This window comes from uncultured Agathobaculum sp., assembly GCF_963927765.1.
In the GTDB taxonomy this organism is placed as follows: domain Bacteria; phylum Bacillota; class Clostridia; order Oscillospirales; family Butyricicoccaceae; genus Agathobaculum.
This window is the reverse complement of sequence record NZ_CAWVCU010000066.1, coordinates 1-18,963: the sequence shown is the minus strand read 5'-3', so window position 1 is coordinate 18,963 and position 18,963 is coordinate 1. Positions and strand designations below refer to the sequence as shown.

The 18,963-nt window shown below is 56.8% G+C and carries 14 protein-coding genes and 2 tRNA genes; 7 read left to right on the top strand and 9 right to left on the bottom strand.

All coding sequences use genetic code 11. The features are described 5' to 3' along the window. Nucleotides 1-41 precede the first annotated feature (41 nt). From ABGT74_RS05915 to ABGT74_RS05905, 3 genes are all read right to left on the bottom strand, one after another. Nucleotides 42-1,547: an IMP dehydrogenase gene (locus ABGT74_RS05915; protein WP_297283783.1), complete on the bottom strand. Its 1,506-nt coding sequence runs from the start codon at nt 1,545-1,547 to the stop codon at nt 42-44. 323 nt (nt 1,548-1,870) lie between these two features. After that, nucleotides 1,871-5,440 (bottom strand): helicase-exonuclease AddAB subunit AddA, encoded by a 3,570-nt coding sequence (gene addA / locus ABGT74_RS05910; RefSeq protein ID WP_346704842.1) that lies wholly within the window; start codon nt 5,438-5,440, stop codon nt 1,871-1,873. A 1-nt stretch (nt 5,441) separates the two neighbouring features. Then, nucleotides 5,442-8,810, bottom strand: coding sequence for a PD-(D/E)XK nuclease family protein (locus ABGT74_RS05905; RefSeq protein ID WP_346704841.1), 3,369 nt, complete (start codon nt 8,808-8,810; stop codon nt 5,442-5,444). A gap of 129 nt (nt 8,811-8,939) precedes the next feature. Between ABGT74_RS05905 and ABGT74_RS05900 the strand changes: the two genes are divergently transcribed. The 7 genes from ABGT74_RS05900 (at nt 8,940) to ABGT74_RS05870 (ending at nt 12,433) form a co-directional block, all read left to right on the top strand. Next, a tRNA-Phe gene (locus ABGT74_RS05900) sits at nt 8,940-9,015 on the top strand. A gap of 8 nt (nt 9,016-9,023) precedes the next feature. After that, nucleotides 9,024-9,099, top strand: a tRNA-Gly gene (locus ABGT74_RS05895). A gap of 113 nt (nt 9,100-9,212) precedes the next feature. Then, the gene (locus ABGT74_RS05890) at nt 9,213-9,929 is read left to right on the top strand and encodes a tRNA threonylcarbamoyladenosine dehydratase (RefSeq protein ID WP_346704840.1); all 717 of its coding nucleotides are present in this window, start codon (nt 9,213-9,215) and stop codon (nt 9,927-9,929) included. A 69-nt stretch (nt 9,930-9,998) separates the two neighbouring features. Continuing rightward, the gene (gene tsaE, locus ABGT74_RS05885) at nt 9,999-10,424 is read left to right on the top strand and encodes a tRNA (adenosine(37)-N6)-threonylcarbamoyltransferase complex ATPase subunit type 1 TsaE (RefSeq protein WP_346704839.1); all 426 of its coding nucleotides are present in this window, start codon (nt 9,999-10,001) and stop codon (nt 10,422-10,424) included. Next, complete coding sequence (gene tsaB / locus ABGT74_RS05880; protein WP_346704838.1) at nt 10,421-11,134, top strand: tRNA (adenosine(37)-N6)-threonylcarbamoyltransferase complex dimerization subunit type 1 TsaB; 714 nt, start codon at nt 10,421-10,423, stop codon at nt 11,132-11,134. Before tsaE ends, tsaB begins: the two co-directional genes overlap by 4 nt. Nucleotides 11,135-11,149: 15 nt before the next feature. Then, complete coding sequence (gene upp / locus ABGT74_RS05875; RefSeq protein ID WP_297283789.1) at nt 11,150-11,779, top strand: uracil phosphoribosyltransferase; 630 nt, start codon at nt 11,150-11,152, stop codon at nt 11,777-11,779. 60 nt (nt 11,780-11,839) lie between these two features. Then, nucleotides 11,840-12,433, top strand: a complete 594-nt coding sequence (locus ABGT74_RS05870; protein ID WP_346704837.1) for a GNAT family N-acetyltransferase — start codon at nt 11,840-11,842, stop codon at nt 12,431-12,433. Between the two features lie 56 nt (nt 12,434-12,489). On the opposite strand, the gene ABGT74_RS05865 is transcribed toward ABGT74_RS05870, so the two are convergent. From ABGT74_RS05865 to ABGT74_RS05840, 6 genes are all read right to left on the bottom strand, one after another. Beyond that, nucleotides 12,490-12,987, bottom strand: a complete 498-nt coding sequence (locus ABGT74_RS05865; RefSeq protein WP_297283791.1) for a GreA/GreB family elongation factor — start codon at nt 12,985-12,987, stop codon at nt 12,490-12,492. Between the two features lie 78 nt (nt 12,988-13,065). After that, nucleotides 13,066-13,575, bottom strand: a complete 510-nt coding sequence (nrdG, locus tag ABGT74_RS05860) for an anaerobic ribonucleoside-triphosphate reductase activating protein (protein ID WP_346704836.1) — start codon at nt 13,573-13,575, stop codon at nt 13,066-13,068. Further along, nucleotides 13,575-13,760: an anaerobic ribonucleoside-triphosphate reductase gene (gene nrdD / locus ABGT74_RS05855; protein ID WP_297275762.1), complete on the bottom strand. Its 186-nt coding sequence runs from the start codon at nt 13,758-13,760 to the stop codon at nt 13,575-13,577. The genes nrdG and nrdD overlap by 1 nt, the downstream gene beginning before the upstream one ends. Before the next feature lie 19 nt (nt 13,761-13,779). After that, nucleotides 13,780-16,113, bottom strand: a complete 2,334-nt coding sequence (locus ABGT74_RS05850) for an anaerobic ribonucleoside triphosphate reductase (protein WP_346704852.1) — start codon at nt 16,111-16,113, stop codon at nt 13,780-13,782. A 423-nt stretch (nt 16,114-16,536) separates the two neighbouring features. Beyond that, nucleotides 16,537-17,241 carry a hypothetical protein gene (locus ABGT74_RS05845; RefSeq protein ID WP_346704835.1) on the bottom strand — a complete coding sequence of 235 codons (705 nt, stop codon included), beginning with the start codon at nt 17,239-17,241 and terminating at the stop codon, nt 16,537-16,539. Beyond that, on the bottom strand, nt 17,234-18,763 hold the full coding sequence (locus ABGT74_RS05840) for a DUF1538 domain-containing protein (RefSeq protein ID WP_346704834.1): 1,530 nt from the start codon (nt 18,761-18,763) through the stop codon (nt 17,234-17,236). Before ABGT74_RS05840 ends, ABGT74_RS05845 begins: the two co-directional genes overlap by 8 nt. Between the last annotated feature and the right edge of the window lie 200 nt (nt 18,764-18,963).

The window sequence follows — 18,963 nt, the reverse complement described above, 5'->3', positions numbered from 1 at the left end:
GCAGTTGATCTACGGGGCAATCTTTTCAGATGCAGCTTTGCTTACTTGCTGGTGGTGGAAGTCTCCTTGAGCAGCACGTCGTGCGCGCCACCCTCGACGATCGAAGTCGCAGACACCAACGTGATCTTTGCTTTCTTCTGGAACTCCGGAATGGAGAGCGAGCCACAGTTGCACATGGTCGAACGAACCTTGCTGAGCGTCAGGCCAAGGTTGTCCTTGAGCGAACCGGCATACGGCACATAGGAATCAACGCCCTCTTCAAAGGACAGCTTTTTATCGCCGCCCATATCATAGCGCTGCCAGTTGCGTGCACGGGACGAACCTTCGCCCCAGTATTCCTTCATATAACTGCCGTTGATATTGACCTTATTGGTCGGGGATTCGTCAAAACGGGAGAAATAACGGCCAAGCATGAGGAAATCCGCGCCCATTGCCAGCGCCAGCGTGCAGTGATAGTCATGCACGATGCCGCCGTCCGAGCAGATCGGCACGTACACGCCGGTTTCGAGGTAATACTCGTCGCGCGCTGCAGCCACTTCGATCAGCGCAGTCGCCTGACCGCGACCGATGCCCTTCTGCTCACGGGTGATGCAGATCGAACCGCCGCCGATGCCAACCTTAACGAAGTCCGCGCCTGCGTCTGCAAGGAAGCGGAAGCCCTCACGGTCAACCACGTTGCCCGCGCCAACCTTGACGCTGTCGCCATAATTCTCACGAATCCACGCAAGCGTGCGGCTCTGCCACTCAGAGAAGCCCTCGGAAGAGTCGATACACAGCACGTCCGCGCCAGCCTCTACCAGCGCCGGCACGCGCTCGGCATAGTCGCGGGTATTGATACCAGCGCCGACCACATAGCGCTTGTGCTCATCGAGCAGCTCGAGCGAGTTTGCCTTGTGGCTGTCGTAGTCCTTGCGGAACACCATATAAACCAGATGCTGCTCATCATCTACGAGCGGCAGCGAGTTGAGTTTGTGATCCCAGATGATGTCGTTTGCCACCTTGAGGGTGGTATCCGCCGGTGCGGTGACCAGCTTATCAAACGGCGTCATGAATTCAGATACCGGCACATTACGCTCCATACGGGAAACGCGGTAATCGCGGCTGGTGACAATGCCGAGCAGACGGCCGTTTGCCGTGCCGTCGTCCGTGACCGCCATAGTGGAGTGACCGGTCTTTGCCTTGAGCTCCAATACGTCCGCCAGCGTCTGCTCCGGACGCAAGTTGGAATCAGAAACGATAAAGCCCGCCTTGTAGCTCTTTACGCGCGCTACCATCGCCGCTTCGCTTTCAATCGTCTGCGAACCGTAAATAAAGGAGATGCCGCCCTCCTGTGCCAGTGCAATCGCCATGCGGTCATCCGAAACCGCCTGCATGATGGCGGAAACCATCGGAATATTGGCATACAGCGCAGATTGCTCTCCCTTGCGGTACTTGACAATCGGAGTGCGCAGGCTGACATTCGCCGGAATGCACTCCGCAGAGGAATACCCCGGCACAAGCAGATATTCGTTGAACGTATGCGAAGGTTCACTGAAATAATATGCCATAAAGTTTCTCCTTTTCTTCATTCCTGTTTTCCGGATTCGATGATGCCTTTTATTATATCCTTTTTACCGAACAAAGTAAAGCGAACATATGACAGATTTTGCGTTTATTTGCCAACTTGCCGTTATGCAAACCGCAAAAAGAAAGAACCGCAGCTTGCATAGCAAACCGCGGTTCTCTCTTTTGGAAATGAGGAATGAATGTTATGGGCAAAAAACAGGAGCGGGATCGTCCGGCTCAGCGCCGGTACCCCTTGTTTTTCCGCTTACAGGGTAGCATTTTACCCTTGCGCTGTCAACTGCCCATCCGTGTTTTTAACGCAATCTTAACTTCCCTCCACCGTCCAGCTCAGACCATTGTGGAAGAAATACAATACACATCGGCTGACCGGCCGTGCAAAGATCTCTCGCACCGCCAGCATGTAGGCCTGCATCTGGGCACGGTACTGCTCCGCGCGGGCGGCGATACCGTTTTCCGTCACCCGGTCGGTTTTGAAATCCAAAATTACAAAGCCTTCCGGCGTATCAATCAAACAGTCGATCACGCCTTGCAGAAGCACCTTTTCGTCGGGCGCCTGTTCCGCCACTGGGAAATATTGCGCCGCCGGCACAAGTACCGAGAACTTAAACTCCCGCCGCACCGGATGCGCCACCATCAGGCCACGGTACAAATCAGACGCAAAAAACCGCTCGATCTTGCCCGGGTCGATCGCTGCCGCCTGCTCTGGTGAAAGCAAGCGAGCCTGTTCCATACGCTGCCGTTCACGCTCCACGCCTCCGGACGCGGCAGCAGCGTCAAAATCACAGAACTGCATGAACAAATGATGCGCCGTACCCACCTCCGCCGGGGTCAGACGGCGTTGTCCCTGCTCAAACAGCGGCGCGCGCAGCTTTACCTCGCGGCGAGGCGGTGGAGTTTGCTCTGCCGCCTCGTCGGCGCGGTAGCCGCGACCCAAACCGGTCGCGGTCAGCTTGCTGGGCAGCTCGGACAGAAACGCGCTAGGGTACTGCAAATACGGCTGCACCGTGTAGCCTTGCGTATCCTGCTCGGCAAAGCGCAGCACCTCTGGCAAAGTGGGTTCCGCCACCTCATCCGGCCGGAACACCCGCAGGAGGAATGCATCGCAATCCGTGCCATGCTCGGGTACATCCAACTCATACGCTTCCCGCAATGCACGCGATGCAGGATGCCGCAGCAGCGGCGCGACGATCCACGCAAGCGGCGCGCGCACCGCACCCATGGCATACTGCGGGAGCGTATCGAGCGTCGCCCATTGCGCCCACTTTTGCAGCGATTTTTCCAGTGTCCCGCTTGCCGCGGTGATAATCAGCTTTTCCCGCGCGCGTGTCAGCGCGACATACAACACGCGCAGTTCTTCGCTGACCATCTCGCGCCGCTGCTGCACTGCAACCGCGGTTCGCTCGATCGTATCATATTGGATGCCGCGTTCCAAATCACGGCACTTCGAGCCAAAGCCCAGCTCTTTGTCCACCAATACCGGCTCGCGCAGGTCGATCTCATTAAACTGACTGGCGCAGCCCGCAACGATCACCACAGGGAACTCCAGTCCCTTGGACTTGTGGATGGACAGAATGCGCACTGCGCCGCCTGTCGTCTCCGCGCCGACCGTCTGAAAGTCCTCGCCCGTTTCCTGCATGCCGCGCAGCAAGCGCACAAAGGCAAACAGGCCGCGATAGCCCTGCGCTTCAAATGCACGCGCCCGCTCGAAAAAGGCGAGCAGATTGCTCTGCCGCTGAGCGCCGTTCGGCAGCGCACCATATAAACCGAGCGCGCCCGTGCGGTCGTAAATCTCCCACAGCAGGCGGTATACCGGCTGATCGCAAGCAAACGTGCGCAAATCGTCCAGCTGCTGCAAAAACAGCTCTGCTTTGTCAAACTGTCCGCGCGAAGTGATCAACGCATCATAAAAGCTGATACTGCGATCAGTCAGCCGGATATCAGCCAACTCCTGCTCGGAAAAGCCGAACAAGGGCGAGCGCAGCACGCCGATGAGGTCGACATCCTGCCGAGGGTTATCGATGACACTGAGCAGCGACACCATCGTGCCGACCTCAGCCGTCCCCAGCAGCCCGCCGCGCTCCTCCGCGCTGGCAGTCAGGCCAGCCTGCTCGAGCGCCGCAATGAACGCCTGCGCACGCGGCTTGGGCGAACGCAGCAAAATGACGATATCGCCCGGCGTGACCGGCCGCAACGCGCCTGTTTCCTTATCGTAAACCGGAAATCCCTCATCCAACAGCGCGCGGATGCGGGACGCAACCAAACGCGCTTCCAACGAAGTCTTATCCGGCGCGTCTTCATCCTCGCCCAGTCCCGCCGCGTCCAGCAGCAAGACCTCGCTCTTGTACCGCGCATGCCCGGCATCTGGATAGTCCATGCCAAGGTGCAGCGCTTCGCGGTCGGTATAGACAAGGTCGCCCACAGTCTCGCCCATGACCGCCGAAAACAGATAATTGCACGCATCCAGCACCGCCGCGCGTGAGCGAAAGTTCTGTCCGAGTACCACACGGCGCGGCGCATCGTCCTGCACCTCATCCGCATCGGCAAAGGCATGATACTTTTGCAGGAAAATGGACGGGTCGGCCAGACGAAAGCCGTAAATGCTCTGCTTCACGTCACCGACCAGAAACAGGTTGCGCTCCCCCTGCGACAGGGCACGGAAAATCGCATCCTGCACCGCGTTGGTGTCCTGATATTCGTCCACCGCAATCTCGGCATACTGCTCGCTGAGCGTGCGTGCGAGCGTCGAAGGCTGTCCCCCGTCGTACAGCAAGCGTACGGCGAAATGCTCCAAATCATTAAAGTCTGCCGCGTTGCGCGCACGCTTAGCATCGGAAAACGCCTGTTCAAAGGCGTTTACCATGTCGATCAGCGCAGAGAGTGCGGGCGCGGTGAGCGCGCGGTCATAAGCGGCTTCCTGCGCTGTGACCGTCAGCCACTTTTCCCGGATGGTTTTGGTGACCGTTTTCCACTCCTCGCGCATTGCCTTGATCTCTTCGAGAAACGCCTTATCCTCGAATTTGCGCGCGGCTTTCAGGCGGTCAAATGTGATCGACTGCGCGGCCTCTACGCAGGCATCCCAGTCACCGCCGTGCAGCGCATCCAGCAGGCGCTCGGCTTGATTCAGGTCGCTCGTCAGCGCGGGCAGATAGGTGTCATACAGCTCATCAATGCCGGTCACGGCATCCACTGCCATATGCAGGAAGGCCGCGCCGTGCTCGGCGGCGGCACGTGCCTGTGCCAGCAGCACACGCGCGTGCGGTGTGTCCATACTGTCTGCATGCAATCCCTGCCGCACCGTTTCCAGAAAGGCGCGCGGATCGGGATGCGCCTGAATCTTTTCGTATGTGCTCAAAATCACATCGCCCAGCTTTTTGTCGTCACGCCCCGCGGTCAGCAAATCGCAGAGCGTCAAAAAGCCTGCGTCGCCGCGCTCATACGCTGCGTCGAGCACCTCTTCCAGCACCTCAGCGCGCAGAATTTTCCCCTCCTGCGCGTCCATCAGCCGAAAATCCGGCGCAATGCCGAGCGTCGCGGCTTGCTCGCGTGCCAGCGACAGGCACAGCGCATGCACGGTCGTAATTTTCGCACGATGCACCAGAAACAGCTGCCGCCGCAAGCGCGTATCCTGTGTGTCGCGTGCAGCTGCCTGCGCCAGTGCCGCGCCGATACGCTCCCGCATTTCGGCGGCGGCAGCGCTGGTGAAGGTCACAAGCAGTAAGCGGTCAATATCCACCGGATCGTTCGGATCGGTCAGACGGGTAAGCACCCGCTCGACCAGCACAGCAGTCTTGCCCGAGCCCGCCGCCGCCGAGACAAGCAATGTGCCGCCCCGGTTTTGGATTGCGGTTTGTTGGTCTTTTGTCCACTGCGGCATATTACTCACCTCCTGTTTGCTGCCAGAATTCTTCGTCTGTCAGGTGCTTTAAAAAGCGCGCCTTGTCCCCCGCGGTTTCGTCAAAACGGCAGGCTGCACGGAAGTCGCACCAATCGCAATAACTTGACTGCTTATCCTTTTTGCACGGGTCAGCCGTCACGCTGCCCGCGCGCAGCTCTTTGCCCATTTCGAGCAGTTTTTTGTGTGTGTATCGCGCCAGCCGCCCGAATTTCTCCAAATCAGCCACCGCGCTTTTGGCCGCAAGCGTCGGCACGTCCTCGCCTTTTTTCACCTTGACCGACACGGGCAAAAAACGCCCGTCACCTTCCAGCCCGTGCTCCATCGCGTCAAGCAGTTCCATATCATCCGACAGCAGGCCGCTGCGGCGCAGCGCCTTGTCGCGCAGGGCGCGCAGCGTATCTTCGTCCGTGTCGCGCGCGGCATCCGGCAGCGCATCGCGCACCGGCACATACAACACGCCCGCGGGCACGATCTCATTTAACTCGGCTTCCAGCCGCGCGCGATAGCGCTCCAGCCCCTCCTGCTGCAAGGCGTACAGATAAATCACCAGCTGCATATTCAACCCATACCAGATATCCGACAGCGAGAACGACTTCTTGCCGCTCTTGTAATCCATCACGCGCAGATATAGCCGCCCGTTTTTGATGTAGCCATCCACGCGATCCACCTTGCCGGACAGCGACACGTCGCCCTCCGCATCCTCGCAGGTGACGGGCGGCAAATCGCCCCCGCGCGAGAAATCCACCTCATAGTCAATGGGTGCAAAGTCGGACACGCGCAGCTCTTCCAGTACGTTTTCCAAAATCTGCTCCGCTGTGTGCGCCAGCCGTCCGAACAGATAGCGGAAACGCGCCGTGCGGGTTTCCAAGCCGCCAAGTTCCTCACGCACATACTGCCGCACCACCGTGCGACATACGCGCCGAACGGTCACCTCGTCGGCAGCCGCTGCGCCTCCCTCCATTTTTCCCAGCTCGGCAAGCGCATGCTCGAGCACATAGTGCAGAAATGTACCGGTTTCCAGTGCATCAAACCGCGCCACCTTGCGCGGCTTGGCCTTGAGGCCGTACTGCATGAAAAACGCAAACCGGCAGGAATAAAAGGTATCCACCCGCGACGCGGTCAGGTTAAGGTGCTTTCCGTATAACCCCTCGATGGTGTGCAGGTTTTCCAGCGGGCCGCGTCCGCGCCGCTGCGCTGACGCACGGTGCACCCGCTCGTCATCCTGATAAAAGTCATACGCTGCGCGCACCGCTGGCGAACGGTCACCCGATAAATAGGCGCATGCCAGTTCGACCGCCGGGCGTTCGGCCTGCAAGCGGTCTCGCACCGACTGCGCCTGATACGTATCCATCGGAACACCGGGCAGCAGATTGCGCACCGTGCCGATAAAATACGAAGATCGCGTTTCTCCACCAGCAGCGTCCGCTGTGTGATAAGACAGCAGCAGCTCATCCGACGGACACGCCAACGCCCGATACAGTGTTTCCTGCTCCATGAGCAGCCGTTCCGCACCATAGGCCTTGAGTTCTACGCCCAGCGCATCCAGCTTGTCCCGATCCATATCGCTCAGCAGCGAAGTCGAAGCCGTTGTTTTGGGAATCAACCCATCGTTTACGCCGAGCAGAATCACATATTTGACGTTTTCGCCGCACACACGCTCGATATTGCCGCAGGTGACGCGGTCAAGCGAAACCGGGATCGAACCAACGTCATATTCCCCCAGCACCAATCGGAACAACTGCGCAAACCGTTCGGCGGTGAGCATCGTCTCGCCGCACACCCATGCAAACTGTTCCATGGCCGAAACCAATATCTCCCACAACTGCCGGTACTCATCCGCCAGCTGCAACCGCCCCGCCTGTTCATGGGCTGCGGCACGGTCTGCCATGCGCTGCGGCGCATCCACCGCAATCAGAAAATCATACAACGCCCGCACGCAGTCGGCGGCGGAATTTTCCCCTTTCAAACGCTCGCGCAAGTCGGTAAACGGCGTAATCGCCCGCGCGCGCAATGCATTCAGTTCAGACAGTACGACACGCACACGCTCGTCAATGGGCAAACCGTAGCCGTCCGGATGCTCGGTCCAGTCGCGTTCCCACGCGCCGCCACGGATGTTCCATGTCAGCACATAGTTTTCCAACCGGTCCACCTCATCACGCGTCAGGCTGGTCAGTCCGGTTTTGAGGCAGCTGAACATCTCCTCATACCGAAAGCCCGTGCGCACCGCTTCGAGCGCGCCCACCACCAGTTCCATAGGCGGACGGGAAAGCAGGTCGGGCTTTTCCGCTAGAAAGACCGGCACATCGTACCGCGCCATTGCCATGGACAAGGCTGCACTGTACGGCTCAATGTCCCGCGCCGCAATCACGAAATCCCGGTAGCGCGCGCCTTCGTCGCGCACCTTGCGGCGAATATAGGCCGCTGCGTGCTCGCACTCGTCAAAGGGCGACGCCGCCGCATACAGGCGCACGCCCTCACTCGCCTCTTCCTGCACACCTCGCACCGGCAGCAGGCTTTCCGATTCCACAGCAGCCAATCCCGCCGGACGGGACAATTTGCTGGCGCCCAGTTCGATCCGCTCCACCTGTTGATTATGCCGCTTTGCCATGCGGGTCAGCGTTTTGACCGTCTTGCAGCCGGTCACGAAAATTTCCGGCTGCGACAGATCGCAGGTGACTGCCGCCGACAGCGGCACGCCAGCCGCCAGCATGGCTTCTACAACAGCTAATTCCTGCACGGTAAAGCCAAGGAACCCATCCAGATAGACCTGCGCGCCCGCGAGCACATGGCTTTCGGGCAGTCGATCGCGCAGGTGGGTCAAGCGGTCGCGCGGGTCGGGCAGCGACTGCTCGCAAAGACGCTCATACGCGGTCAGCAGCTGTGCCAAATCGGACAGCTTGGCAGAAAGCGCAGCATCCTCGCTCTCCTGCGCGGCATCAAACAGCATTTCCGGCGAAACCGCGCAGGTCTTACACTCATCCACCAGTTGCAATGTCTCACGCAGCAGCTCCGGTTTGTCTGCCAAACCACCCCAAACGGAAAGACCGCCCTGCACGCGGCGCGCCGCTTCCTGCAACGTCAGCAGCTGTCCCGCAGGAGTCAGCATCTGCTGCGCCAGCCCGCCGACCTCGGCAAAAACGCGGTCGGCCAGACGCGAAAACGTCAGCACCTCGGCTGTGCGCGCGCCATGGTTTTCGGTGGCTTCAGCCAGCCGACGCTCCATCTGATGTGAGTTCAGTTCCGGAACCAGAAGAACCTGTTTCCCCTCACCTTTTCGGCAGGCTTCCGCAATCTCCCGCAGAATCGCCGTTGTTTTGCCGCTTGCCGCACGGCCCGTCCAAATGCGCATGGTACACGCTCCTTTCGCTTCGTCTATCATAGCATGCTCTCACCCTCTTCCGCAACAAAATGAAAAAAAGGAAAATTTATGGTTGACATTTCGCTGTTTTTCGACTATACTATATCTCGTGCTGTGAATGCCTCTGTAGCTCAGTCGGTAGAGCAGGGGACTGAAAATCCCCGTGTCGGTGGTTCGATTCCGCCCGGAGGCACCATAAAATATGCGGCTGTAGCTCATCTGGTAGAGCGCCACCTTGCCAAGGTGGAGGTAGCGAGTTCGAGCCTCGTCAGCCGCTCCAAAAAGAAAACGCCTGTCATAGACAGGCGTTTTCTTTTTCCCCATTCTCTTCCGCTTGCTCACACATACACCCTATGGTATACTCTTTTCATACCAAATAGAGAGGTTTTCAACATGCTGCATGAATTTTCCCGCGAAGAACTGCTGCTTGGCGCAAGCGCGCTGCAAAAACTGGCTTCCTCGCACGTTGCGGTGTTCGGCATCGGCGGCGTTGGGTCGTTTGCATGTGAGGCTTTGGCCCGCGCCGGTGTCGGAGAACTGACCCTGATCGACAACGACACCGTTTCCCTGACCAACCGCAACCGCCAATTGATCGCACTTGCTTCAACCACCGGACAAGCGAAGGTGGAAGTCATGCGCGCACGCATCGCGGATATCAACCCGCGCTGCACGGTGCACGCGCTGCAACAGTTTTACACCCCGGACAACACGCTCGACCTATCACAGTTTGACTATGTGATCGACGCCATCGACACGGTCACCGCAAAGCTGCACTTAATCAGCGAGTGTGACCGTCTGGGCGTGCCGCTCATCTGCTCGATGGGCACGGGCAACAAGCTTGACCCGACCCGCTTCGAGGTCGCAGATATTTATAAGACGTCAGTCTGCCCGCTCGCGCGTGTCATCCGTCTCGAGTGTAAAAAGCGCCGCATCCGCCGCCTTAAGGTGGTTTACTCCAAGGAAGAGCCGCGCACGCCCCTGCCTTCGGACGAGCAAAAAGGCACCGCGGGCCGCGCCGTTCCCGGCAGCGTATCTTTTGTGCCGCCGGTTGCCGGCATGATCCTCGCAGGAGAGGTCATCAAAGCATTAACTGCCGACACACAGCCCTGAGCATGCACCTTGCTATTTGTCTACTTCCGTGATATGATAAAGCCAGAATTCACAAGAAAAGGTGTTCAAATGGAATATATCACCCACTCGCCCGAGGAAACCGAAGCCTTGGGCGCAGAATATGCCGCGTCGTTACGGCGGGGCGACGTGGTCGCCTTCTCCGGCGATCTCGGCGCAGGCAAAACCGCGTTTACCCGCGGCGTGCTGCGCGGCCTTGGCTATCAGGGACGGGTCACCAGCCCAACCTTTGCCATTGCCAACGAATACGATGCGCCCGGCGGTCGTGTGGCGCATTTTGACCTGTACCGCATTCTGGACAGCGAGGCGCTGTTTGAAATCGGCTTTGAGGAATATCTGGACGGCAGCCGCATCGTTTTGATCGAATGGAGCGAAAACGCGGCGGATATCCTGCCGCCGCAATACAAGACTGTTCACATTGCGTATGGTGATGCACCAGATGACCGACGCGTCACCACTGGGGAGGTGTGCGCATGAAAATCCTTGCACTGGAATCCTCCGCCGTCAGCGCCTCAGTCGCGCTGACCGAGGACGAAAAACTGATCGCACAGTCTTTTCAAAACTGCGGCCTAACCCATTCGCGCACTTTGCTGCCGATGGCCGAAAGTCTGCTGCAAAACTGCGGTATCACACTGGACGAAGTCAATGCCATTGCCGTTGCACACGGGCCTGGTTCGTTCACCGGTGTGCGTATCGGTGTAGCGACGGTCAAGGGACTGGCGCTTGGTGCGGACAAGCCGTGCATCGGGGTATCTACGCTCGAAGCGATGGCATACGGTGCGCATGCGCTCCCGGGTCGCCTGTGCTGCGTGATGGACGCGCGCGCAGGACAAGTTTATAATGCACTTTTCACCATCGAAAGTAACCAGCCCAAACGCTTGTGCGAGGACGGTGCTGTCAAACTGACCGACCTTGCCGAAGAAATCGGCGATACAGCGTATTTTCTGGTTGGAGACGGGGCCGAACTATGTTATAATACCCTTAGGGAAAAATGTACCGGCCTGCGTCTCGCACCGCCCGAGCTGCGTTATCCCACCGGCTACGGTGTTGCTGCCGCTGCCCTGCCGTTATTACAGGCAGGTAAAACCTGCTCCCCCCAAGAGCTGGACGCCTTTTACCTGCGCCGTCCGCAGGCCGAACGCGAACGTATGAAACGGCTTTCCGGCGATGCATCGAATCTACATTAAAGGAGAAAAACGACTATGGCTACCGTTCACGAAATGGATCACCCGCTGATCAAGCATAAGCTCAGCCTGATGCGCGATAAAACCACCGGCGTAAAGGAGTTCCGCGAAGCGACCCGCGAAATCGCCATGCTGATGTGCTACGAGGCGACCCGCGACCTGCCGCTCAAGGAAATCACAATTGAAACCCCGCTTGGAGAGGCGCGTGTGCAGGTCATCTCCGGCAAAAAGATTGCACTGGTTCCCATTCTGCGTGCCGGTCTCGGCATGGTGGAAGGCATGCTGGAAATGATTCCGGCTGCCAAGGTCGGCCATATCGGCCTGTACCGTGACCCGGATTCCCTGCAGCCGATCGAATATTACTGCAAGCTGCCGAACGATATTGAGGACCGCGACGTGCTGTTGCTCGACCCAATGCTGGCAACCGGCGGCTCTGCCATCGCCGCTATCGACGGCCTCAAGCGCCGCGGCGTCAAGCACATCAAGCTGATGAACCTGATCGCAGCACCGGAAGGCATTGAAGCCGTTCAGAAATCCCACCCGGATGTAGAGATTTTTGTAGCTGCCATTGACAAAAAGCTCAATGACCACGGCTATATCGTCCCCGGTTTGGGCGATGCCGGCGACCGTATCTTCGGCACCAAGTAAACCAATTCGTATCAAAAACGGTGCGGCGTCACGCTGCACCGTTTTTACAGGAGCAATCTAATGGAATTACAGCATTACGAAATGGAATCCGAGCGTCTGCGTTTTCGCCGCCTGCGGGCGGATGACTTTTCCCTTGTTGCCCCGATTTTACAGGATGCGGAAACTATGTACGCATGGGAGCACGGCTTTTCCTACGAAGAGGTGGTCGACTGGATCGCAGACATGCTGCGCCGCTATCACGAGGATGGATACGGCTATTTTGCCGGTCTGGATCGGGAAACCGGTGAACTGATTGCATTGGCCGGACCGCTCACAGAACGTCTCGACGCGGAGACCACCGCAATCGGACTGGGCTACATCGTGCGCCGCGACCTTTGGGGACAAGGCTACGGAACTGAATGCGCCCGCGCATCCCTTACCTTTGCGTTTAAAAAACTGGATGTGCCGCGCGCACTTGCCTTGATCCGTCCGGATAATATCGCGTCCCTGCATGTTGCAGCAGCCTGCGGCATGAAACCGGTCGGGCAACTCACCAAGCAGTATCGCGGTAAGGAGCTGCCGCATGTTGTGTGCGCCGTCGAGCGCGCCGCGTTTTTCGCTGAACCCGATGAAGAACCCGGACAGTCGGCCGAAGTCGAAGAAACCGCAAAATAATCCGTTTTCAATCAAAAAACAGCAGCCGATTTAACCCATCGGCTGCTGTTTTATATTTACAGGATTGCACCAGTCCCGTCGTCTGCCTGCTTGCAGATTGAGCGAATCACCACGGTATAGCTGTCCCCGTCCTCAGTAGTCACCGAAACACGGTCTCCCTGCTTTTTTCCCAGCACCGCTTTGCCCAGCGGCGCTTCGCGGCTGATGCGTCCCTGCAGCGGATCGCAGCGCACGGTCGTGACCACCTGTATCGTCTCGGTTTCCTCGTCTTCCTCGAAATACAGTTCCACCTTGTCGAACAAGCCAACCTCGTCTGCTGCGGCTTTATCCTCAATCACGCGCGCCGACTTAATCATACGCTCCAAATATCGGATGCGGCTGCGGTTGCGGTTCTGCGCCTGCTTGGCTGCTTTATACTCGAAATTCTCGCTCAAGTCACCGAATGCCCGCGTGCGCTTGACCTCCTCGATCAGTTCGGGCATCAATTCCAGCTTACGGTGATCGAGCTCCTTCTGCATCATTGCAATATCCTGTGCGGTCAATTCATCATGCATGGGGTATTCCTCCCTTCTTTTGCTTCACAAAACAGGAAAAAAGGCCGCTCTGCAGCAGCCTTTCCGTTCCAGTTTACCTTATCGGTACTGCTCTGCCCATACGGGCGCATTTGCCGCCAGCGAAGCAGGCACATCCAGCACACGCTGGTTCGCGCTGCCTCGGAAACGCAGTTCCAGATTGCGCTCTGCCTCAATAAACGGCCCATCCACCAACAAATCCAGCTGCCCCAGCAGCTTTTTCACAAACGGATCGGGTAACTCCAGCAGCTGCTCAAACGTATAGCCGGAATACGCCATTAGATGCTTGCCCTTTGCCTTGAGTTCCACTGCCAATTCATACAACGGCTGCGGCTGGCAAAACGGCTCGCCGCCCGAAAAGGTCACACCCTTGACCAAAGGATTGCGGCACATATCGCGCAGCAGCGTATCCAAGTCCATCTCTTTGCCGCCTGCAAAATCGTGTGTCTGCGGATTATGGCAGCCGGGACAATGGTGCGGGCAGCCCTGTGTGAACAGCGTATAGCGGAAGCCGGGGCCGTCCACAATGGACTCCCCGACCGTACCCGCAATGCGTATGGTGCCTTCCATCACGCAGTATGCTCCTCTTCCATCGAGCAGCAGGATACCGTGTGCTTGACGCGGTCATGCTCCTCCGCGCGCTTTGCGTTATTGAAACGATCCAGCGTACCAACCAGATAACCCGTAATACGCCGGATGCGCTCAAAGCCTACGCCCTCGCCAATCAACTGCTCCTGCATTTCCTTTTTCTCCATGATGATAACGCTTCCTTTCTTAATCCTTGACAACCTGCAATGTATTAGGCAGACGGTCGGCTTCTTCGGCAGGATCGCCGTGATAGCCCAGCGTCATACTGTTCAAATGCTTATAAAGTCCCAGCTTTTGCAGCTTGGAAAGCGGCACGCCTTCGCCCTCATGCCGTCCGCAGCGCGGGCAGGTCTCTCCAATGATACCGGTGTAGCCGCAAACCGGATCGCGGTCGATCGGATGATTGATCGCACCATAGCCGATGCCGGCTTCCTTCATCGCACGGACAACAGCCTCAAACGCTTCCAGATTCTGCGTCGGGTCACCATCCAGTTCGATATAGCTGATATGTCCGCCATTGGTCAATTCATGATACGGCGCTTCGCGCATGATTTTGTCAAACGCGGAAATCGGATAGTACACCGGGACATGGAAAGAGTTGGTATAGTAGTCCCGGTCGGTGACACCTTCGATGCGTCCGTATTTTTCCCGGTCGATCTTGACAAAGCGGCCGGACAAGCCTTCCGCCGGGGTCGCAATCAGTGAGAAGTTCAGGCCGTATTTCTCACTCGCCTGATCCATACGCTCCCGCATATGTCCCACGATCTCCAGACCGAGGTTCTGCGCTTCTTCGCTTTCGCCGTGATGCTTGCCGATCAATGCTTTGAGCGTCTCCGCAAGGCCAATAAAGCCCAGCGTCAGCGTACCATGCTTGAGTACATCACCCACCGGATCATCCGGGCCGAGCTTGTCCGAATCAATCCAGACGCCCTCGCCCATCAGGAACGGATAATTGCGCACCTTCTTAGCCGACTGAATACGGAATCGCGCCAACAGCTGGTCGATCACCAAATCAATTTTGCGGTCGAGGTCCTCGAAGAACCAGTCGATATCGCCGTGGCTGCGAATCGCAATGCGCGGCAGATTGATCGAGGTAAACGACAGGTTGCCGCGGCCGTTGACGATCTCGCGGGTCGGGTCATAGTGGTTGCCGATCACGCGCGTGCGGCAGCCCATATAAGCGCATTCGGTTTCCGGATGGCCGGGCTTATAATACTGCTTGTTAAACGGCGCATCGAGGAAAGAGAAGTTCGGGAACATCCGCTTGGCCGATACGCGGCAAGCCAGCTTGAACAGGTCGTAGTTCGGCTCGCCCTCGTTATAGTTGACGCCTTCCTTGACCTTGAAAATATGAATGGGGAAAATCGGCGTTTCTCCGTTGCCCAGACCGGCCTCGGTTGCGAGCAACAACTGCTCGATCACCAGACGCCCTTCGGGCGAGGTGTCCGTGCCATAGTTGAGCGAAGAGAACGGGATCTGCGCACCAGCACGCGAATGCATGGTGTTCAGATTATGGACCAGCGCCTCCATCGCCTGATACGCGCTCTTGCGCGTTTCCTTGTCCGCATACTTGCGGGCAAAGCGCATGCATTTCTGCACCGTCTGCTCGTCGAGCGTTTCGCTGAGCGCCGCCGCCATCGCTTCGTCATACCCATTGTCGCCCGCAAGACAAGCCCATTTGCCAGTCTGCTGCTCGACCCGCTCGGTCAGCGCCTGCGCGTCTACTTCGTTATTCTCGTCCGCGCCAAACACCTCGAGCGCCTTGGCGAGGTTGCTGCGGAACAGCTTGCGGAAGGTCTTGCGGATGCCGGGCGCCATCGAATAATCGAAATTTGGCACCGACTGGCCGCCGTGCTGGTCGTTCTGGTTGGACTGAATGGCAATGCACGCCAGCGCCGCATACGAGCGGATATCATTCGGCTCACGCAGGAAACCGTGACCGGTGGAAAATCCGCCGTCAAACAGCTTGAGCAAATCAATCTGGCAGCAGGTTGTCGTCAGCGTCAGAAAATCCAAATCGTGGATATGGATATCGCCTTCTCGGTGCGCCGTCGCATGCGCCGGATCGAGGATAAACATTTCGTAAAACTGCTTTGCGCCCTCCGAGCCATACTTGAGCATAGTGCCCATCGCCGTATCGCCGTCAATGTTCGCGTTTTCGCGTTTTACGTCGTTTTCCAGCGAGGACTGAAAGGTCAGATCCTCATACACCTTCATCAGTTTGGTGTTCATTTCGCGCGCACGGGTACGCTCGTTTCGATACAGGATATACTTCTTTGCCGTGCGGGCATGTCCGCTTTCGATCAAAACCTTTTCTACTGTATCTTGTATCTGCTCCACCGTAGGGATCTGCTCTCCCACATTGGCTTCGAGCATCTTTTCCACTTGCTCAGCCAGACCGCGCGCCATCTCGAAATCCTGCCCGCCGGAGGCTTGCGCCGCCCGGAAAATCGCATTGGCAATCTTGTCAATCTCAAAGGGGGCCTTTCGTCCGTCGCGTTTGAGAATCTGCTGAATCATAAGTCCGTTTCCCTCTCTCATACAAAAACCGCCTTGCGGCGATCACAAAATTTCGTAGATTGTTCTCCATTTTCGCACCATATCTTGTGCCTGTGCTATATATTTTACCGCTCCCGCAACGGCATGTCAAGGGGAATCAGGCTTTTTGGAAGAATTGTAGTAATCTCAATATTTTTCTTGTTGGTTTCTCTGAAATTTTGTTTTTTTCTACTGTGGACAATGTGGAAAAGGCTTTGTGGATAACAGATTGCCTGTGGAAAAGCCTGTGCCTATCCTGTTGACATCTGTGGAAAACGTACTATGGCTTATCTTGACCACAATACAAGATATAGTATGTCAGCTTCCGGCCTCCCGACGCTCCGCGCTGCTGGAAACAAAAAGGCCACAGCATTGCTGCGACCTTCCTGCTCTACTGTTACCCGCTCAGTCCGCCAAACCGATTGCACTCGACAGCGGAACCGAAAGCACGAGTCCATGACTGCGTGTGTTCATGCCGACCGCTTTCATCAGTGCGGTCATCACTTCCTGCCGCTCCTCGCTACGCACAATCAAGAACACGATTTCCTTTTCCGCCTGTATCTCGATGCCAAAAAATCGTTTCACTTCGTCCTCTGCGATGCCGCGCGCAGCAATCACCGTTCCTCCCCGTGCGCCTGCCTTGCGTGCCGCATCCATGGCCACGTTGGTATAGCCCCGCTCCATGACAACAACAACTGCATCTAAACCACAGGCCCGTTCTGACTTGCTCATGCTCTCCGCCCCCTCACTTTCCACTTCCATTTGCGTCAACAGTCGATGCCACCGCACACCGATCCCGTTGATCGGAACGGTAAAGGCAATTCCCTTGCCTGGATAACGCATTTGCAAACCATGCCCCAACCTATCCAGCAGCAAACGCGCGCGCTCCTGATCGGTCAAACAGAGGACGATTGCCTTTGCTGTTTCACCTATGCCCAGCAAATCCAGCATTTCTGTCTTTGCTGTTCCGTGTGCCATGCAAACCAAATCCACGAGCACATGGGTATCCCGATACAGGCGAAGCACCTTCTCGCTCTGCGGCACATCGACCACAGATACCAGCAGCTCCACCGCACTGCGCGCCGCCATCTGGGGCTGATACTCACTCATGCCGGTCCTCCTCTTCCAAAACAATAATTTCTTCCTCTTCCTCCGCAACGGATTGCACTGTATCATCCATCTTGCGTACTTTCCGCTGGTACCACAAGCCAAGGATCTGTATGGTCAACAGCGGCGTCATTGCAACCATTGCAACAATGCCGAAAGCATCAGTGAGCACATTGCCGCCCAAAGCCTCGCATGCGCCCATTGCAAACGGCAGAAGAAATGTGGATGTCATCGGACCGGACGCAACACCGCCGGAGTCGAACGCAATGCCGGTAAAAATTTTGGGCACGAAAAACGTGAGCCCCAGCGCCAACAGATAGCCGGGAATGACCATCCAATAGATAGAAATCCCTGTCAGCACGCGCAGCATGGAAAGCCCAACCGAGCATGCCACGCCAATCGACAGGCTATGCATCATGGCACGCTGTGAAACACCGCCGTTGGTAATATTCTCTACCTGACGGTTCAGTACATGCACAGCCGGTTCCGCTGTGACCAAGAAATATCCGATCAGCATGCCAAGCGGCACCAAAAGCCAACTATGCCCGCTCTGCGCCAATTGCTCTCCCAAAAATTGACCAACCGGCATAAAGCCAACGTTCACACCGGTCAGAAACAACGAAAGGCCCAAAAAGGTATATCCGAAGCCAATCCCGATTTTTTTCAACTGCATCCGATGAAAGCGCCGAAACACCAACTGGAAAACTGCGCAGAACAGAATGATCGGAAGCAGGGCGGATAAAACCTCCTGCACATACTCTGGCAGATTGTGGGCAAACAGCATTGCCACCTGCTTAGTATCCTCCACCTCCGGCACAGTAACGGCAGTGTAACCCGGATCACCGCCTTTATAAAATATGCCGAGCAGCAGTACGGCTAAAATCGGACCGATGCTGCACAGGGCTACCAAACCAAAGCTGTCATCCTGCGCGTCCCGGTCGCCTCGAATGGAGGCAAGGCCAATACCCAACGCCATAATAAACGGCACGGTGATTGGCCCGGTTGTCACACCGCCGGAATCAAACGCCACCGCGACAAATTCATTGGGCACAAACGCAGATAAAACCAAAACGCCAATGTAAAACAAAATCAGCAAGCTTGCCAATCGAATTTTGAACAGGGTGCGCAGCATTGCCAGTACAAAAAACAGGCCTACACCAACAGCAACCGTCCAGATCAATACCGCATTCGGAATTGACGGAACCTGACCTGCTAAAACCTGCAAATCGGGTTCTGCGATAGTAATCAAGATACCGATAATAAATGTAATGCCAACAATGGAAAGCAGATTTTTGGTGCGCGGCAATTGCGCGCCGATCCCCTCTCCCATCGGTGTCATAGAAACGTCGGTACCGAGCGAGAAGAACGCCATCCCAACGATCAACAACACTGCACCAACCAAATACAACACCAACGTTCCAACAGGCATGGGCGTAATGGTGATACTTAGCAGCAGGACAATTAACGTAATCGGCAAAACAGACGATAACGCCTCAATACTTTTTTCCTTTAAAATCTTGTTCATTGCATTTCCCCTTAAGCTGAAACTAATTTATTATACCATACAAATCGGCCGATTTAGGGAAATACACGGAATCTTAACGAAAAATAAACGCCGGTTCAAAAGAACCGGCGTTCTAATGTGCGCGTCGAGTTATCTTCCCGGGCCGTCGCCAGCCAAGTATTGTCACCGTAAACGAGCTTAACTACTGTGTTCGGAATGGG

Excerpts from the sequence above, each read along its gene's own strand:
- ABGT74_RS05915 (WP_297283783.1), bottom strand. The coding sequence starts at position 1,547 with ATGGCATATTATTTCAGTGAACCTTCGCATACGTTCAACGAATATCTG.
- addA (WP_346704842.1), bottom strand. The coding sequence starts at position 5,440 with ATGCCGCAGTGGACAAAAGACCAACAAACCGCAATCCAAAACCGGGGC.
- ABGT74_RS05905 (WP_346704841.1), bottom strand. The coding sequence starts at position 8,810 with ATGCGCATTTGGACGGGCCGTGCGGCAAGCGGCAAAACAACGGCGATT.
- ABGT74_RS05890 (WP_346704840.1), top strand. The coding sequence starts at position 9,213 with ATGCTGCATGAATTTTCCCGCGAAGAACTGCTGCTTGGCGCAAGCGCG.
- tsaE (WP_346704839.1), top strand. The coding sequence starts at position 9,999 with ATGGAATATATCACCCACTCGCCCGAGGAAACCGAAGCCTTGGGCGCA.
- tsaB (WP_346704838.1), top strand. The coding sequence starts at position 10,421 with ATGAAAATCCTTGCACTGGAATCCTCCGCCGTCAGCGCCTCAGTCGCG.
- upp (WP_297283789.1), top strand. The coding sequence starts at position 11,150 with ATGGCTACCGTTCACGAAATGGATCACCCGCTGATCAAGCATAAGCTC.
- ABGT74_RS05870 (WP_346704837.1), top strand. The coding sequence starts at position 11,840 with ATGGAATTACAGCATTACGAAATGGAATCCGAGCGTCTGCGTTTTCGC.
- ABGT74_RS05865 (WP_297283791.1), bottom strand. The coding sequence starts at position 12,987 with ATGCATGATGAATTGACCGCACAGGATATTGCAATGATGCAGAAGGAG.
- nrdG (WP_346704836.1), bottom strand. The coding sequence starts at position 13,575 with ATGGAAGGCACCATACGCATTGCGGGTACGGTCGGGGAGTCCATTGTG.
- nrdD (WP_297275762.1), bottom strand. The coding sequence starts at position 13,760 with ATGGAGAAAAAGGAAATGCAGGAGCAGTTGATTGGCGAGGGCGTAGGC.
- ABGT74_RS05850 (WP_346704852.1), bottom strand. The coding sequence starts at position 16,113 with ATGATTCAGCAGATTCTCAAACGCGACGGACGAAAGGCCCCCTTTGAG.
- ABGT74_RS05845 (WP_346704835.1), bottom strand. The coding sequence starts at position 17,241 with ATGAGTGAGTATCAGCCCCAGATGGCGGCGCGCAGTGCGGTGGAGCTG.
- ABGT74_RS05840 (WP_346704834.1), bottom strand. The coding sequence starts at position 18,763 with ATGAACAAGATTTTAAAGGAAAAAAGTATTGAGGCGTTATCGTCTGTT.